General features: G+C 62.2%; 14 protein-coding genes, 7 tRNA genes and 1 pseudogene. 10 read left to right on the forward strand and 12 right to left on the reverse strand.

All coding sequences use genetic code 11. The annotated features are described in order from the left end of the window. Positions 1 to 67: 67 nt before the first annotated feature. The 3 genes from ACFOLG_RS15750 (at position 68) to ACFOLG_RS15760 (ending at position 2,708) form a co-directional block, all read left to right on the forward strand. Positions 68 to 298: a ParD-like family protein gene (locus ACFOLG_RS15750; RefSeq protein ID WP_386093541.1), complete on the forward strand. Its 231-nt coding sequence runs from the start codon at positions 68 to 70 to the stop codon at positions 296 to 298. Further along, a complete protein-coding gene (gene map, locus ACFOLG_RS15755) occupies positions 295 to 1,092 on the forward strand; it encodes a type I methionyl aminopeptidase (protein WP_386093544.1) in 798 nt (265 codons plus the stop codon). Before ACFOLG_RS15750 ends, map begins: the two co-directional genes overlap by 4 nt. Positions 1,093 to 1,721: 629 nt before the next feature. Beyond that, positions 1,722 to 2,708, forward strand: coding sequence for a hypothetical protein (locus ACFOLG_RS15760; protein ID WP_386093547.1), 987 nt, complete (start codon positions 1,722 to 1,724; stop codon positions 2,706 to 2,708). Positions 2,709 to 3,122: 414 nt separating this feature from the next. Here the strand turns inward: ACFOLG_RS15760 and ACFOLG_RS15765 are convergent, their stop codons facing one another. After that, the gene (locus ACFOLG_RS15765) at positions 3,123 to 4,010 is read right to left on the reverse strand and encodes a LysR family transcriptional regulator (protein WP_386093550.1); all 888 of its coding nucleotides are present in this window, start codon (positions 4,008 to 4,010) and stop codon (positions 3,123 to 3,125) included. Between the two features lie 95 nt (positions 4,011 to 4,105). On the opposite strand from ACFOLG_RS15765, the gene ACFOLG_RS15770 reads away from it, so the two are divergent. From ACFOLG_RS15770 to ACFOLG_RS15790, 5 genes and pseudogenes are all read left to right on the forward strand, one after another. Further along, complete coding sequence (locus ACFOLG_RS15770) at positions 4,106 to 4,969, forward strand: pirin family protein (RefSeq protein WP_386093553.1); 864 nt, start codon at positions 4,106 to 4,108, stop codon at positions 4,967 to 4,969. A 228-nt stretch (positions 4,970 to 5,197) separates the two neighbouring features. After that, on the forward strand, positions 5,198 to 5,824 hold the full coding sequence (gene ycaC, locus ACFOLG_RS15775; protein WP_386093556.1) for an isochorismate family cysteine hydrolase YcaC: 627 nt from the start codon (positions 5,198 to 5,200) through the stop codon (positions 5,822 to 5,824). Positions 5,825 to 5,878: 54 nt separating this feature from the next. Beyond that, positions 5,879 to 6,481 (forward strand): FMN-dependent NADH-azoreductase, encoded by a 603-nt coding sequence (locus ACFOLG_RS15780; RefSeq protein ID WP_386093559.1) that lies wholly within the window; start codon positions 5,879 to 5,881, stop codon positions 6,479 to 6,481. A 14-nt stretch (positions 6,482 to 6,495) separates the two neighbouring features. Then, positions 6,496 to 6,909, forward strand: a complete 414-nt coding sequence (locus ACFOLG_RS15785; protein WP_386093561.1) for an OsmC family protein — start codon at positions 6,496 to 6,498, stop codon at positions 6,907 to 6,909. 245 nt (positions 6,910 to 7,154) lie between these two features. Next, a pseudogene (locus ACFOLG_RS15790) lies at positions 7,155 to 7,418 on the forward strand (tyrosine-type recombinase/integrase); the annotation flags it as partial. Between the two features lie 18 nt (positions 7,419 to 7,436). On the opposite strand, the gene ACFOLG_RS15795 reads toward ACFOLG_RS15790, so the two are convergent. From ACFOLG_RS15795 to ACFOLG_RS15845, 11 genes are all read right to left on the reverse strand, one after another. Further along, positions 7,437 to 7,521 (reverse strand) — tRNA-Leu (locus ACFOLG_RS15795). Positions 7,522 to 7,578: 57 nt separating this feature from the next. Then, positions 7,579 to 8,862 (reverse strand): acetyl-CoA C-acetyltransferase, encoded by a 1,284-nt coding sequence (locus ACFOLG_RS15800; protein ID WP_386093564.1) that lies wholly within the window; start codon positions 8,860 to 8,862, stop codon positions 7,579 to 7,581. Positions 8,863 to 9,390: 528 nt separating this feature from the next. Continuing rightward, positions 9,391 to 9,464 (reverse strand) — tRNA-Cys (locus ACFOLG_RS15805). 51 nt (positions 9,465 to 9,515) lie between these two features. Continuing rightward, positions 9,516 to 9,591, reverse strand: a tRNA-Gly gene (locus ACFOLG_RS15810). Positions 9,592 to 9,616: 25 nt separating this feature from the next. Further along, positions 9,617 to 9,692 (reverse strand) — tRNA-Gly (locus ACFOLG_RS15815). Between the two features lie 22 nt (positions 9,693 to 9,714). Continuing rightward, a tRNA-Gly gene (locus ACFOLG_RS15820) sits at positions 9,715 to 9,790 on the reverse strand. 25 nt (positions 9,791 to 9,815) lie between these two features. Beyond that, positions 9,816 to 9,891 (reverse strand) — tRNA-Gly (locus tag ACFOLG_RS15825). A 23-nt stretch (positions 9,892 to 9,914) separates the two neighbouring features. Continuing rightward, positions 9,915 to 9,990, reverse strand: a tRNA-Gly gene (locus tag ACFOLG_RS15830). Positions 9,991 to 10,083: 93 nt separating this feature from the next. Continuing rightward, positions 10,084 to 10,665, reverse strand: a complete 582-nt coding sequence (pgsA, locus tag ACFOLG_RS15835; protein ID WP_386093567.1) for a CDP-diacylglycerol--glycerol-3-phosphate 3-phosphatidyltransferase — start codon at positions 10,663 to 10,665, stop codon at positions 10,084 to 10,086. A gap of 16 nt (positions 10,666 to 10,681) precedes the next feature. Then, the gene (uvrC, locus tag ACFOLG_RS15840; RefSeq protein WP_386093569.1) at positions 10,682 to 12,481 is read right to left on the reverse strand and encodes an excinuclease ABC subunit UvrC; all 1,800 of its coding nucleotides are present in this window, start codon (positions 12,479 to 12,481) and stop codon (positions 10,682 to 10,684) included. Beyond that, positions 12,481 to 12,861: a DUF4124 domain-containing protein gene (locus ACFOLG_RS15845; protein WP_386093572.1), complete on the reverse strand. Its 381-nt coding sequence runs from the start codon at positions 12,859 to 12,861 to the stop codon at positions 12,481 to 12,483. The genes uvrC and ACFOLG_RS15845 overlap by 1 nt, the downstream gene beginning before the upstream one ends. Before the next feature lie 155 nt (positions 12,862 to 13,016). Between ACFOLG_RS15845 and guaB the strand changes: the two genes are divergently transcribed. Both guaB and ACFOLG_RS15855 read left to right on the forward strand, forming a co-directional pair. Then, positions 13,017 to 14,480 (forward strand): IMP dehydrogenase, encoded by a 1,464-nt coding sequence (guaB, locus tag ACFOLG_RS15850; RefSeq protein WP_386093575.1) that lies wholly within the window; start codon positions 13,017 to 13,019, stop codon positions 14,478 to 14,480. Positions 14,481 to 14,709: 229 nt separating this feature from the next. Next, a partial coding sequence (locus ACFOLG_RS15855; protein WP_386093578.1) for a VCBS domain-containing protein occupies positions 14,710 to 16,516 on the forward strand: 1,807 nt, incomplete at its 3' end.

Raw genomic sequence — 16,516 nt, forward strand, 5'->3', positions numbered from 1 at the left:
CGCGGGCGCTGTGCTCCGCGACGCGGTAATATATGAAACGACTACAAACCATATACAGGCGACCGCGGTGGGCATCATCAAGATCTCGGAACACATGCACGAAAACCTGCGCGTCAGCAGCGGCGCGCTCAGCCGCTCGATCAACGCGCAGGCCGAGCACTGGCTGCGGGTCGGCATGCTGGCCGAGCTGAACCCCGGCCTGCGCTACGGCGAAATCTGCCAACTGCTGATCCAGCTGGAGCAGCAGGCCGCCACCGGCAAAGGCACCGCGGAACCCAGCACGGAACCATCAGCATGAAGACTCCCAGACGCGTCACCCTGCACCACGCCGCCGACATCGCCAAGGCGCGCCGCGCCGGCCAGCTGGCCGCCGAGGTGCTGCACATGATCGCCGAACACGTAAAACCCGGCGTGAGCACCGATGAACTGGACAAGCTGTGCCACGACTACATCGTCCAGGTGCAGGGCGCGATTCCGGCCAACGTCGGCTACCACGGCTACCCCAAGACGGTGTGCACCTCGGTGAACCACGTGATCTGCCACGGCATTCCGTCCGCGCGCACGCTCAAGCACGGCGACATCATCAATATCGACGTGGCCATCATCAAGGACGGCTGGTTCGGCGACACCAGCCGCATGTACTACGTCGGCGAGCCGGACCCGCTGGCGCGGCGGCTGGTCGACACCACCTATCAGGCGATGCTGGCCGGCATCCGCCAGGTCAAGCCCGGCGCCACGCTGGGCGATGTCGGCCACGCCATCCAGAGCGTGGCGCAACAGGCCGGTTTCAGCGTGGTGCGCGAATACTGCGGCCACGGCATCGGCCGGGTGTATCACGACGAGCCGGAAGTGCTGCACTACGGCCGTCGTGGCGAAGGCCTGCGGCTAGAGGCGGGCATGATCTTCACCATCGAGCCGATGATCAACGCCGGCAAGGCGGCGACAAAGCAGCTGGCGGATGGCTGGACGGTGGTCACCAAGGACCACTCGCTGTCCGCCCAGTGGGAACACATGGTCGCCGTCACCGCCAGCGGTTTCGAGGTGCTGACGCCGTGGCCGGACGGCTACGGCGGCTACCCGGCCATCGACTGAGCGCACGGCAGACGGCAACACGGCGGCCGCGCCCGCCTGCCCTGCCGCCGACTGGCCACCAAAACCCGCAACGCACCATCCCCTGGAACAGCCTTGCCATCCCTCAAGCAGGCAATCCACCGCGCACCGTAGCAGGCGACCACACCCCGGCAGACAGTGTCAGGTGGAAGGTTGGCCGCATCATATCCGCTAGCCCGCCGCCGCCTGCCGGGGGAAATACCGGCGCTGAATACAATATCAGTGACTGCCATAACAGCGCTGGCCCGTCCTACTCTTTCAATAAGGTAGAACGGGCATAACCGCACGCCAGATTATTCCAATACTAATAATTGCCCACCGACCGCATAGAAAGCGCCAAGAGAAAGAGAAACTTGTCGACGGGGAAAGTGTCTATCACAAATGACCTCCTCATTGATGTCGCCGCACATCTGGATATCAGCAATTCAAACGTAATATCTGACAAGAATATTTCCCATGTCACCGGTTTATTTATTGCTACCGCGACGTGACAGTTATCAGCTTCTGGGTTTGGTGATTCTATTGGGCACTCTAGTGTCTGTTGTGAATTGCTCTCGCCGATCCGTATCTCCAGAGCCATTCTCGCCATTACCCCGCCTTTAGATTCATTCATGATAACCATCGCTGCGATGGCCATTCACCCTATTGGAGGATTGAAAATGCGCTATCTCATTCTTGCGTTGTCTTTGCTGCTGTACCCGGCAACCTCAACTGTTGCGCAGGTGACTATCGGTATTGGTGTGGCACTTCCGGGCATCAATATCGGCATCAACCTGCCCATGTATCCATATCTGGTCAGGGTGCCTGGCTATCCGGTCTATTACGCTCCCCAGGTGGATGTGAATTTCTTCTTTTACGATGGCCTGTATTGGGTATATGAGGATGACCGCTGGTATACCGGCAGTTGGTATAACGGGCCTTGGTTCGAAGTGGAACCCGAATATGTTCCGCTCTTTATATTACGGATTCCCGTACGCTATTACCGTAGGCCACCGGCGTATTTCAGCGATTGGCGCCTAGATCGGCCACCGCGGTGGGGGGACTACTGGGGGCCAGGCTGGACAAGACGACACAGGGGATGGGATCACTGGAGTCGCCCATCCGCCCCGGCACCGGCACCGTTGCCGCATTACCAGCGCGATTACTCGGGTAGCCGCTATCCGGGTTCAGTAGAGCGGCAAGATATGATCAGGTCGCAAAGCTACCGCTATCAGCCACGCGAGCCAGTAACACAGCAGCATTTCCAGCAGCGCAATCAGCAGCAGCAAGAGCCGCGGCGCCCGCAATGGCAGCAACAGCAAGAGCCACAGTGGCAACAACAGCAACGGCAAGCGCCACCGCCGGCACCACGGCAGCAACAGCAGGAGCCGCAGTGGCAGCAACAACAGCGGCAAGCACCACCACCGTCACAGCGCCAGCAGCAGCCGGAGCCGCAGTGGCAGCAACGACAGCAGCCGCAGCAGGGTGACCATCAAGGCAGATCGCGTGCCGAGCCGCGTCAGCAGCTACCTGACTCGCAGCACTCCCCGGGTCAACCACAGCAAAAAATGCACCCCAATAAACCGCCATACATGTGGCCTCCCGCAACAGAGCAGTAACACCGGGGGATGAAGAGAATGCAGAGAGGCCTCCTGGCGCCACCACCATGCCTAACCAGTTATTCGATGGGAGTGCCACAGGCCCCTACTCCTGCAGCAACCACCAAGTCCGCTGTAGCAAACTACAACCAACCAGGACAAGTCCAGGCCGCAGTCCTGTCAAAAGCGTCACATTGACCGGCTTCGGACGGAGGGCTTGTCCAAATATTGGCGAAACCGGGCATCACTTAGCCGCTGACACGGTGGCGGTTTAGGCCGACCGACTGCCTGCCCATGGTGAGCAGCGGCAGATCATCGGCCAAAGCAGACAGGTTCCCAATATCTTGCTCAGCCTGCTGAGCAGAGAAAAACTGACATCCTATCCAAGAAGACCTTCCCTCTGCTGATGGTTTGCATGGCGTACTGGCAGCAGATTTATGCCAGCCACAAAGCCAGCTCTTGTATGGCCAGGTCAATAAAGGCACGCAGTTTTGGCGCCATGAAGCGTTGGCGGGGGTAGACGAGGTGGACTGGGTCTGCCTTGGCGTACCACTCGGGTAACACCCGCACCAGGCGGCCTGCCGTGCAGTCTTCCTTGCACAGGTAAAGCGGCAGCAGGGCAACGCCTTCTCCTGCCAGTGCCAGGGCGCGAATCACCCGGATGTCGTTGACCTGCACCTGGCCTGTCATCGGCACCGTCACGCTGCCGGTTTCGCCTCTCAGTGTCCAGCTGTCCCTGCCCAGCGGGGTGAACTGCAGGCAGCGATGGTGCCGCAGTGCCTGCGGCATATCGGGTAGCGGTGCGGCTGCCAGATAGCCAGGGCTGGCAAACGGCACCCACTGTGCAACGCCGGCATGCCTGGCGATCAGGCTGGAATCCTTGAGCGCCCCGGTGCGAATGGCCACATCCACCCCTTCGGCAATCAGGTCGACGTAGCGATCCACCAGCAGCATGTCGATGCTGACCTTCGGGTAGTTGCGCCGCACTTGCTGGGCGATGCTGGACAGCAGCTGGTCGCCAAGATCGGCAGGCGCGGTGACGCGCAGCACGCCCCTTGGCTCGCCAATCGATTCGGTCACTACTGATTCCGCATCCAGCATGTGTGCCAGACCGGTAGACGCGTGCTCGTAGTACAGCTCGCCCGCCTCGGTCAGCTTGAGCTGCCGCGTCGTGCGTTGCAGCAGCGTCACCCCCAGACGCTTCTCAAGGGTGGCGACCCGATTGCTCACCGTGGAGGTTGGCAGGCCGAGCAGACGGGCGGCGGCGCTGAAACTGCCGGCCTGCACCACCTTGACGAATACTGCGGCTTGATTGAGATCCATTATGCAACCAGTTGGAAAATGTTTTCGTATTTAACCATCTAGTGCGCAATCAGTCAGCCTTCTACAGTAACTGCATCCACTCAAGGAGAGCAGTCATGAAACAGCTGGCATTCATCAAACGCGGCAGCGGCAGTCATTGGGTCGGGGATGGCTTCCCGGTTCGGGGCATCTTTTCCTATCGCGATATCGCCGAGGAAATGTCCCCGTTCCTGTTGATGGACTACGCCGGCCCGGCCACCTTTCCGCCCACCAGCCGCAAGCTCGGCGTTGGCCAGCATCCACACCGCGGCTTCGAAACGGTGACCATCGTCTACGAAGGCGGCGTGTCGCACCGCGACTCGTCGGGTGGCGGCGGCAGCATCGGCCCGGGCGATGTGCAATGGATGACCGCCGCATCCGGCCTGATCCACGAGGAATACCACAGCCCCGATTTCGCCAGCCAGGGCGGCGCCTTCGAGATGATCCAGCTGTGGGTCAACCTGCCGGCAAAGGACAAGTTGGCCGCACCCGGCTACCAGGGCATTACCGCCGGGCAGATTCCCACCGTGGCGCTGCCGCACGATGCCGGCCAGATGCGCGTAATTGCCGGCAATTACGACGGCACTGCCGGCGCGGCACACACCTTCACGCCGATGAATGTCTGGGATCTGCGGCTGAAAGCCGGCCATCAAGTGGCGTTCGAGCTGCCGGAAGGGCACACCACGGCCCTGTTCGTGCTGCACGGCGCCATCCGCCTGGGGAATCAGCACGAAGTTCACGGTGCCGAACTGGCGGTAATGGAGCGCGCCGGCAGTCGCCTGGTGTTTGACGTGCTCGAAGACAGCACGCTGCTGCTGCTCAACGGCGAGCCACTGGGTGAGCCCGTGGTGGGCTACGGCCCGTTCGTGATGAACAGCGAGGCGGAAATCCGCCAGGCAGTGGACGACTTCAACCATGGCCGCTTCGGGCGCATCGGCTGACCCCATGCCAGCCCCCGCAGATGGCTGAGCCTGTGCTCAGCCGCAACCTCCCCGCGCCGGCCCGGCATCGGCCCGTCTGATGCCGGCAGTGCACGGGCCAAGGTCTATACCTGGATTTTCCCGGCGTGCCAGTTGCCGATCGCCCGCAGCGGCCAGGCAACACAAACCGTGAAAAGTACCGCCATGCCGGATTTCCAGCATGGCCCGTCTCTGAAAAGGAGCATTCCCATGAGCAAGCCCTACGTCAAACTCGACAAGAACAACGCCGCCGTGTTGCTGGTAGATCACCAGGCCGGCCTGTCCTCCCTGGTGCGCGACATCGAACCGGACAAGTTCCGCAACAACGTGCTGGCGCTGGCGGATCTGGCCAAGTACTTCAAGCTGCCAACCGTGCTGACCACCAGCTTTGAAAACGGCCCGAACGGCCCGCTGATGAGTGAGCTGAAGGATACCTTCCCGGATGCGCCCTACATCGCCCGGCCGGGCCAGATCAACGCCTGGGACAATGAAGACTTCGTGGCGGCGGTGAAGGCCACTGGCAAGAAGCAGCTGATCATTGCCGGCATCGTCACCGAAGTCTGCGTTGCCTTCCCGGCACTGTCCGCACTGGCGGAAGGCTACGAAGTGTTCGTGGTAACCGATGCCTCCGGCACCTTCAATGAAGTGACCCGCCATTCGGCCTGGGATCGCATGTCCAGCGCCGGCGCCCAGCTGATGACCTGGTTCGGCGTCGCCTGCGAGCTGCATCGCGACTGGCGCAATGATGTCGAGGGCCTGGGCACCCTGTTTGCCAACCACATTCCCGACTACCGCAACCTGATCAACAGCTACACCACCGTACAGAACAGCAAGTAAGGCTGTGGGGGTGCCACCTCATCGTGGCACCCCCTTACCTGGGAAATACGCACCATGCAAAAACTGCTGCAGCTCAAGACCAGCCTCTTTGCCGATCAGGGGCAATCCAGCCAGCTATCCGATGCCTTTGTTGCGGCATGGCAAGCCAGCCGGCCCGGATCGGAAGTAACTATCCGCGACTTCGCCGTCGAAGCGGTGCCACACCTGGACGGCGCGGGCTTCCAGGCCTTCCTGAGCAAGCCGGAGGAGCGCACTGGTCAGCAGCAGGCCAAGGTTGCCTACTCTGATGCGCTGATCGCCGAACTGCAGGCGGCGGACGTGCTGGTCATCGGCCTGCCGATGTACAACCTGGGCGTGCCGTCGATGCTGAAAGCCTGGATGGATCATGTTGCTCGCGCCGGTATCACCTTCCGCTATACGGCAAACGGGCCCGAGGGGCTGCTCGCCAACAAGAAGGTCTACGTTTTTGCCACGCGTGGTGGCCGTTATGCCGGTACTGCCTTTGATACCCAGAGCGATTTCGTGCGCAACTTCCTGGGTTTTATCGGCATCACCGAGGTTGAGTTTATTTACGCAGAAGGCCTGAACATGGGCGCAGAAAGCAAGGCGACCGGGCTGGCGATTGCCCATGCCGAACTGAGCCGCATTGCCAGCTGAGGAGAGAATTACCAATGACAGCAACCGTCAAAGCCACACTGCAAGAGACGCCTTATATCGTCTCGTTTGCCGATGATCTCGGCCACAGCTGGACAGCTGACGAACCGCTGGAGGCGGGTGGCGGCAACACGGCACCAACGCCAGAACGCCTGATTCTGGCCAGCCTTGGCGCCTGCACGGCGATTACCCTGAAGATGGTTGCCGCCCGTCGGCAATTGCCACTGACAGGCGTCCAGGTCGAACTGCAGCTCAACCCGGATGGTAAGCCGGAGACCGGCAACGACATCGTTCGCCGGATTGCCCTGCAGGGTGACTTGAACGAGGAACAGCAGGCGCAACTACTGAAGGTGGCCAACAGCTGCCCGATGCACAAGCTGTTAAGCGGGGAGATTCGCATCCAAACTGAGCTCAACAACGGGCGTGGCTGAATTCCCGTGTGCAGCAGGCTGTGTCTCCATCACGCCACTACTTCAGCCTTGGGGCCGACGATCTGCTACTGCTCGCGTTGGTCCGGCAGCAGGTCGGCCAAAGCGGACGACTGAGTCCATAGGACACACAGACCGCTTCCAGCCCATTGTGGCCATTTGAGCTTATTCAGCCAACGTCTGCTTAGCAGCGATTACGGCCTACCACGGCTACGCGGTGGACTCACTGTGTAGTTGCTTTTGCCGCCCTTCGAGAGCTGGTTGACTTCAGGTGGCACGATCTACGCCACACTTGGGCAAGCTGGCTGGTGCAAAGTGGCATGCCACTTGCGGCACTTCAGGAGATGGGGGGCTGGGAAACAGCTGCAATGGTGCAGCGTTATGCCCACCTTAGCCCTGAACATTTGCTATGCCACGCCGCGACGATTGACGATATTTTCATCTATCATGACACAAAAAAGACACGCCCGTCGTCAAGCCAAAAAGAAAAGGCGACCGCAAGAGTCGCCTAAGTCTTTGATCTGTCACTGTGGTGCCCCGGGCCGGGGTCGAACCGGCACACCCGAAGGCGAGGGATTTTAAGTCCCTTGTGTCTACCAATTTCACCACCGGGGCAGCGAACAGGGGGGCGATTCTAGCCGAAACCCCGCCAGACCGCCACCCGGCGCGCCATCAGCGCTCGAGAATCGCCGTTACCCCCTGCCCGCCGGCCGCGCAGATGGAGATCAGGCCGCGCCCGCTACCCTTCTCCGCCAGCAGCTTGGCCAGCGTGGCCACCACCCGGCCGCCGGTAGCGGCAAACGGGTGACCGGCGGCGATGGAGCTACCGGCCACGTTGAGCTTGCTGCGGTCGATGCTGCCCAGCGCACCGGGCAGGCCCAGGCGCTGGCGGCAGAATTCGTCCGACTCCCATGCGGCCAAGGTGCACAGCACCACGGCGGCGAAGGCTTCGTGGATTTCGTAGAAGTCGAAGTCCTGCAGGGTCAGGCCATGCTTTTGCAGCAGGCGCGGAATGGCATAGGCCGGCGCCATCAGCAGCCCCTCGCGCTCGTCGACGAAATCCACCGCCGCGGTCTCGCCGGCCACCAGCCAGGCCAGCACTGGCAGACCGTTGGCCGCGGCCCACTCCTCGCTGGCCAGCAGCACGGCGGAGGCGCCGTCGGTCAGCGGCGAAGCGTTGGCCGCGGTAATGGTGCCGTGCTGACGATCGAACGCCGGCGCCAGCTTGGCCATTTTCTCCAGCGAACTGTCAGCGCGCAGATTGTTGTCGCGCTGCAGGTCGTGATATGGCATCACCAGATCATCGAAGAAGCCGCGCTGATAGGCTGCGGCCAACCTTTGATGGCTGGCCAGCGCCAGCTCGTCCTGCGCCTGGCGGCTGATGCCGTAGCGCTGCGCGGTGAGCTCGGCATGCTGGCCCATGGACTTGCCGGTGCGCGGCTCAGCATTGGCCGGCAGCTCCGGCAGCAGGTGCGCGGGATTCAGCGCCCGCAGCAGGTGCTTCAGCCGCTGGCCGCTGCTGCGCGCGGCGTTCAGGTCCATCAGCGCACGCTGCAGGCCGCGATGCGCCGCCACCGGTGCGTCCGAGGTGGTGTCGCTGCCGCAGGCGATGCCGGCGTCGATCTGCCCCAGCGCGATCTTGTTGGCCACCAGGATGGCGGCTTCCAGCCCGGTGCCGCAGGCCTGTTGCACGTCGTAGGCAGGGGTGGCCGAGTGCAGACCGGAGGACAGTACGCATTCGCGCACCAGGTTCCAGTCGCGGGCATGCTTCATCACCGCGCCGCCCACCACCTCGCCCAGCACTTTGCCCTGTAGACCGTACTTATCCACCAGCCCCTTCAGGGTGTCGGTGAGCATGGTCTGGTTGGAAAGCTGGGCGTAGGCGGTGCCGGAGCGGGCAAAGGGAATGCGGTTGGCCCCGACGACGGCCACCCGGCGAGGTGTTCCGTTAAGCATGTGTGTGCGCCTCGTGTGATGTTGTTGTGCTTTATAGGGCGTGCCGAGGGCACGCAAGCAATAGAATTAAACACTCGTTTGAATTTCACACAAGCAAAAATGCGCACTAGCGTCGGTAGCCGCACAGCCGGCATTGGCCCGATCTGCGCGCGCTAGATACCCCTCCGGCCGGCAGTGCCGCCGCCTGCCAGCCGGTAAAGGTTGGCCGCAGGGTGCCGAGCTGCCGAGCCGCCACCACGCGTGGCAGCCGCACTTGCAACGGCCTGGCGCAGAGACTTGGCAGGCCGCTTGCGACGCACGCGCCACTAGCAACGCGTGCCCGGCCTGCTGGCTGGCCACGGCGACAGACCGGGCAATGTATTTGGCCGCGCGGCTTGCAGACCTTAACAGGCAAAACAATCCGATTTTGAGCGGTCTGACCGCTAATTTGGAGCGGTCACGAACCGATTTGAGAGGTATTCGAGGCTAGAAAAGCAAAACGCCCAGCATCTGCTGGGCGTCTAGCACCTTGATTGACAAGGGTTTTGTTGGAGGCGCGGGCCGGAGTCGAACCGACCTACACGGATTTGCAATCCGGTGCATAACCGCTTTGCTACCGCGCCGTAAACTTGCTTGCCCGAAGCTTATATCATTCAGACAATTTGAACAATCTATGGAGCGGGAAACGAGGCTCGAACTCGCGACCTCAACCTTGGCAAGGTTGCGCTCTACCAACTGAGCTATTCCCGCGTCGCTAACTACTGCGGCAGTTTTATGGAGCGGGAAACGAGGCTCGAACTCGCGACCTCAACCTTGGCAAGGTTGCGCTCTACCAACTGAGCTATTCCCGCACTGCGAAACTGCTTGAATTTTTGGAGCGGGAAACGAGGCTCGAACTCGCGACCTCAACCTTGGCAAGGTTGCGCTCTACCAACTGAGCTATTCCCGCGTCGCTAACTACTGCGGCAGTTTTATGGAGCGGGAAACGAGGCTCGAACTCGCGACCTCAACCTTGGCAAGGTTGCGCTCTACCAACTGAGCTATTCCCGCACTGCTAAAACTGCTTGGTTTTTTGGAGCGGGAAACGAGGCTCGAACTCGCGACCTCAACCTTGGCAAGGTTGCGCTCTACCAACTGAGCTATTCCCGCAAAACCGTTTTTTCTGTCACTTCGCTGCCCTTGCTGCTGACTGCGTCGTTAAGAGAAGGCGAATTATAATGATGGATTCGAGATTGTCAACGCTCAACCATCAATTTTTTTGCCCGAAAATTCCCGCGCCGCCATCTGCAAGTAATAAACCATTGACCACAAAGTCAAAATCACCGCCACCACCATCAAGCGGCTGCCGGCGGTCATGGTATCGATACCCGGCACAATCGGGCCGGCATACAGCAGCAGCAGAATGGCCCCCATCTGCGCCGCGGTTTTCAGCTTGCCGATATAGGCCACCGCCACGCTGTTGCGGCGCCCCATTTCCGCCATCCATTCCCGCAGCGCCGAGATGGTGATCTCGCGGCCAATGATGATCATCGCCATCCAGCCCTCCAGCCGCCCCAGTTCCACCAGCAGGATCAGCGCCGCCGCCACGATCAGCTTGTCCGCCACCGGGTCGAGGAAGGCGCCGAAGGCGGAGGTTTGCCCCAGCCGGCGTGCCAGGTAGCCATCCAGCCAGTCGGTGGCGGCCGCCATGCCGAAGATGAAGGCGCCCAGGCTGTTGCGATGGTGCTGGATCAGCACGCTATCGGGCAGGAAGAACACGGCTACGCAGACGGGAATCAGCGCCACGCGCAGCCAGGTAAGCAAAATCGGCAAGTTGAAGGGCATGGTTGGGTCTTGTTATTCAATGCAGGGCATTATGGATTTTTTCGGCCAGCGCATGGCTGATGCCGTCTACTTGCGCCAGATCATCGATACTGGCGGCGATCACGCCGCGCAAGCCGCCAAAACGGGTGAGCAGGCGCTGGCGCCGCGTTGGCCCCACGCCCGGGATGTCCTCCAGCGTGGATTGCGTCCTGGCCTTGGCCCGTCGTGCGCGGTGTCCGGTAATGGCGAAGCGGTGGGCCTCGTCGCGCACGGTCTGGATCAGGTGCAGGGCGGCGTGATCGCGCGGCAATTGTAGCGTTTTTTGCAAGTGCGGCACGATCAGTGTTTCCAGCCCCGGTTTGCGCTCCTCGCCCTTGGCCACGCCGACGATGGGCACATCCACACCAACTTCCGCCAGCACTTCCAGCGCCACCCCCACCTGCCCCTTGCCGCCGTCGATCAGCAGCACGTCCGGCAACTTGCCCTCGCCGGCGGCCAGCTTGCTGTAGCGCCGGGTCAGCGCCTCGCGCATGGCGGCATAATCGTCGCCCGCCGCCGCGGTTTCGATATTGAAGCGGCGGTATTCCGACGGCTGCATGCCGCCGCGGTCATACACCACGCAGGACGCCACCGTGGCCTCGCCCATGGTGTGGCTGATGTCGAAGCATTCCAGCCGCGCCACCTCGTCCACCTCCATCAGTTCGGCCAGTGCGGCCAACCTGGCGTGCTGGCTGGCGGCGCTCAACAGGCGCTGGCCGATGGCGATGCGCGCGTTCTTCTCCGCCATCTCCAGCCAGACGCGGCGCTCGCCGATCGGGTTGCCGACAAAGGCCAACCGTTTCTGCGCCTGCTCTACGAGCAACTGCTGCAATTCCGGTGCCACCAGCTCGTTGTGGATGATCACCGCCGGCAGCGCCGCGCCCAGATAATGCTGCGCCAGGAAGGCCTCCAGGTTGGCCGCAAGGGTGTCGTCCGGATTGCTGGGGAAGAAGCTCTTGTCACCCAGGTGGCGGCCGCCGCGGATCATCACCAGGTTGACGCACACCAGGCCGCCGTCGCTGGCGATGGCTACCACGTCGGCATCCAGCTGGGTGGCATTGCTGGAGACGAACTGCTTCTCCTGCACCCGCGACAACGCCTGGATCTGGTCGCGCAGCTCGGCAGCCTGTTCAAACTCCAGGTTTTGCGATGCGGCCAACATGCGGTCGCTCAGTTCGTCGATCAGTTCGCTCTGCTTGCCCTGCAGGAAAGTCACCGCCCGGCGCACGTCCTCGCGGTAATGCTCGGGACTGATCTCGCCGGTGCACGGCCCGGAACAGCGCTTGATCTGGAACAGCAGGCAGGGACGGGAGCGATTGGCGAACACGCTGTCCTCGCAGGTGCGCAGGCGGAACACCTTCTGCAGGATCTGGATGCTCTCGCGCACCGCGTAGCCATTGGGATAAGGGCCGAAAAACTGGTTGGGCTTTTTCGGCTCGCCGCGGAAGTACGCCAGCTGCGGGTAGTCATGCCCGGACAACATCAGGTAGGGATAGGACTTGTCGTCGCGGAACAGGATGTTGTACTTGGGGGCCAGCGCCTTGATCAGGTTGTTTTCTAGGATCAGCGCTTCGGCCTCGCTGCGCACCACCGTGGTCTCAATGCCGGCGATCTGCGCCACCATCAGCTGGATGCGCGGGCTGAGATCGCTTTTCTGGAAATAGGAGCTGACGCGCTTCTTGAGGTCGATGGCCTTGCCGACATACAGCACGTTGCCAGCGGCATCCAGCATACGGTACACGCCGGGCAGGCCAGGCAGGCTGGCCAGTACCGGCTTGGGGTCAAACTTTTGCGTCATTACTGCTGGCACCAGGTCTTCACGTCATCCTGTGCCCGGCGAATGGCCTCGGCCTTGCCCGCATCCGGCGCGCGCCCCGGCACCGGCGGCTTGGACATCAGCGCCAGGTTTTCCTTGGCGGTCTTGCAGTTGGCCGCCATCATGCGCCGGTTCTGTTCCTGTGCCTTGGCCGCCAGCGCCTTGGCATCCAGCGGCGCCTTGCCGTCCGGTGCCGAGGCCTCCGGTGCCGGCACGATGCCTCCCGGCTGCAGCGTCAGCTTGCTGGAGCGGCGGCCCGGCGGCGGCGTATCGGAAAAAACGGTGCGGCCATTGGCATCCACCCAGCGGTACACATCGGCTGCCTCGGCCACGCCTGCGGCCAACAGGCCCGCCAGCAGCAACCATCTGTATCCCTTACCCATCATCGATCCCCAGTAGCGTTTGCACGATAGACTGAATTGTATATGGCCAGCCCTATCAGACGAAGCCTAGCAGGGTTTTGCAGAGCCCGGCGGGTATCGGTATAATGCGTTTTTGCCGCTTAAGGAACGCCAAGATGCGCATCATCGAGAAAGCCTATACTTTCGACGACGTTCTCCTCGTCCCGGCCCATTCCGCTGTACTGCCGCGCGACGTTGCCCTCACCACCCGCCTGACCCGCAATATCAGCCTGAACCTGCCGCTGATCTCCGCTGCCATGGATACCGTGACCGAAGCCCGCCTCGCCATTGCCATGGCGCAGGAAGGCGGCATCGGCATCATCCACAAGAACATGTCTGCCGACAAGCAGGCGCAGGAGGTCTCCAAGGTCAAGCGCCATGAAAGCGGCGTGGTGAAGGATCCGATCACCATCGCACCGGACATGCTGGTGCGCGATCTGGTATTGCTCACTCGTCAACACAAGATTTCCGGCCTGCCGGTGGTGCAGGATGGCAAGGTAGTCGGCATCGTCACCAACCGTGACCTGCGCTTCGAAACCCGCCTGGATCAGCCGGTAGCCAGCATCATGACCCCGCGCGAGCGTCTGGTGACGGTCAAGGAAGGCGCCAGCATCGAAGAAGCCCGCGGCCTGATGCACACCCACCGCCTGGAGCGCGTGCTGGTGATCAACGATGCCTTCGAACTGAAGGGCCTGATCACCGTTAAAGACATCATCAAGACCAGCGAACACCCGAACGCCAACAAGGACAGCCAGGGCCGCCTGCGCGTAGGCGCAGCGGTCGGCACCGGTGGCGACACCGACGAGCGCGTAGCCGCGCTGGTGGCTGCCGGCGTGGACGTGATCGTGGTCGACACCGCCCACGGCCACAGCCAGGGCGTGCTGGATCGCGTGAAGTGGGTAAAAACCAACTTCCCGCAGGTTGACGTGATCGGCGGCAACATCGCCACCGCCGACGCCGCCCGCGCGCTGGTGGCTGCCGGCGCCGACGGCGTGAAAGTCGGCATCGGCCCCGGCTCCATCTGCACCACCCGTATCGTGGCCGGTGTCGGCGTACCGCAGCTGACCGCCATCCACAACGTGTCCGAGGCGCTGAAAGGCACCGGCGTACCGATGATCGCCGACGGTGGCATCCGCTTCTCCGGCGACATCTCCAAGGCGCTGGCCGCCGGCGGCAACGCCGTGATGCTGGGCGGCATGTTCGCCGGTACCGAGGAAGCCCCGGGTGAAGTCGAGCTGTACCAGGGCCGTTCCTACAAGTCCTACCGTGGCATGGGCAGCCTGGGCGCAATGAGCCAGGGCTCCGCCGACCGCTACTTCCAGGACACCACCAGCAACGCCGACAAGTTCGTGCCGGAAGGCATCGAAGGCCGCGTACCGTACAAGGGCCCGATCGCCCAGGTAATCCACCAGCTGGTGGGCGGCCTGCGCTCCTCCATGGGCTACCTCGGCTGCAAGACCATCGACGAAATGCACGAAAAAGCCGGCTTCGTGGAGATCACCTCCGCCGGCATGCGCGAATCCCACGTGCACGACGTGCAGATCACCAAGGAAGCGCCGAACTACCACGTGGATCGCTAACACCCGCAAGGTTGGCCGCACGACAAACCCCGCACCCCGGTGCGGGGTTTTTGCATTTCTGCCGCCGGAAAAATGCCGCAAATAGCGCATCGGCCGTTCTTTTACCAGCAAAAAACGGGGTGTACCGAAGGACAATAGATTTAACTCTCCTGAAAACTACTATTCGAAAAGTTTACAGATTGGCTTGCTGGGTAAACGCAAGCGAGCACCACCATTCAGGGAGATCAACATGGCCACGACAAGCAGCGGCGGTACCACCACCTCGTTCTCGAATACGCCCCAAGCCTCGGACGACACCTTCAGCAGCGCGCTGATCAACGGGCTAAGCAGCACCATCACGGAAGACTTGCTGGCGGTGATGTACCTGGACGTGATGGCCAACGACCTGGGTGGCAATGCGAAAACGCTGTGGTCGCTGGATGATGGCATCAGCACCTCGACCGGCACCAAAACCTACGCCCCGGCGGACCTGCTGGTGCAGGACGACAAAGGGGGGGTCATCGACTCGACCCCCGACTACAGCGCGAATGGCGCAAAGATCTGGATTACCGCCGACGGCAAGGTGGGCTACGACGCAACCATGCTATCCGACACGTTCAAAGCCAGCCTGCAGGCACTGTCGGCGGGCGAAGTGCTGAAGGACAGCTTTACCTATGCCATCCGCCTTGGTAACGGCACGCTCAGCTGGGCAACGGCACAGGTGGCATTCTCCGGTGCCAACGATGTCATCACCCTCAGCACGGCCAGCATCAGCAGCGGCACGGTCACCGAAGATGCCCAGCAGACGCCCAGCCCCAGCGACAAATTGACCACCTCGGGCAGCATCGCTTTCCATGACGCGGACGCGCACGACCTCCACAGTGCCTCGTTTGCCCCCGCCGCCGGCAACAGCACCGCGCTGGGCACTTTTACACTGGCCCCGCTGACCGAAGGCAGCGGCACCACCGACGGCAGCGTGAACTGGACTTACGCACTGAACAATGCCGCCGCCCAGTACCTCGCTGAAGGCCAGACCGTTACCGAAACCTATGTGGTCACCATCAACGACGGGCATGGCGCAGTGCTCACGCAGAATGTCACCGTCACCATCGTCGGCACCAATGACGCGCCGCAGATCGATGCGACCCACACCACCGCCAGCGGCACGGTGTCGGAAGGTGACGACAGTAGCAGCATGAGCACCAGCGGCGTCATTGCCTACAGCGATGTCGATAGCAGCGACAGCCACAGCTTTGCCCTGCATGGCACCCCGGCAGCCTACGGCACTGCCAGCGTGGATACCGATGGCAGCTGGCACTACACCGTTCACGACAGCGGTGCGGTCGATGCCCTGGCGGCAGGCGAAACCCTTGCCGACAGTTTCACCGTGCGTGTCAGCGACAATCACGGCGGCTATGTCGACCAGCTGGTCACCATCACCATCACCGGCACCAACGACGCCCCCACCGTTGCCACAGACAGCGATGCCGCCACCAATATCGTGGCCGAAGGCGCAGCTAACGGCACACTGGTCGGCATTACCGCTCACGCCACAGACGTGGATCACGGAAGCGTCGTCACCTACACCCTTAGCGATGATGCCGGCGGCCGCTTCCAGATCGACCCCGTCACCGGAGTGGTCAGCGTGGCCAATGGCGCACTTCTGGACTACGAAACCGCCACCAGCCACAGCATCACCGTACTGGCTGCCGACGGCGTGGGAGGCAGCAGCAGCCAGAGCTTCACCATCAATATCGGCAACGTCAACGACAACCCGGTGGTCGGCCCCAGCGACAGCGATGCGGCCAACAATGCGGTAGATGAGAACAGCAGCGTCGGTACCACAGTCGGCCTCACCGCCTTCGCCAGCGATGCCGATGCCGGCGGGCAGGCAATTGCCTACACGCTGAGCGACAACGCCGGCGGCCGCTTCGCCATCGATGCCAGCACCGGCCTGGTCACCGTCGCCGGCGCGCTCGACCGCGAGGCCGCCGATCACTACGACATCACCGTGCGCGCCACCAGCGCCGACGGCTCCACTGCCGACAAAACCTTCA

Origin of the sequence: Vogesella facilis, assembly GCF_042648525.1 — a bacterium.
Lineage (GTDB): Bacteria > Pseudomonadota > Gammaproteobacteria > Burkholderiales > Chromobacteriaceae > Vogesella > Vogesella facilis.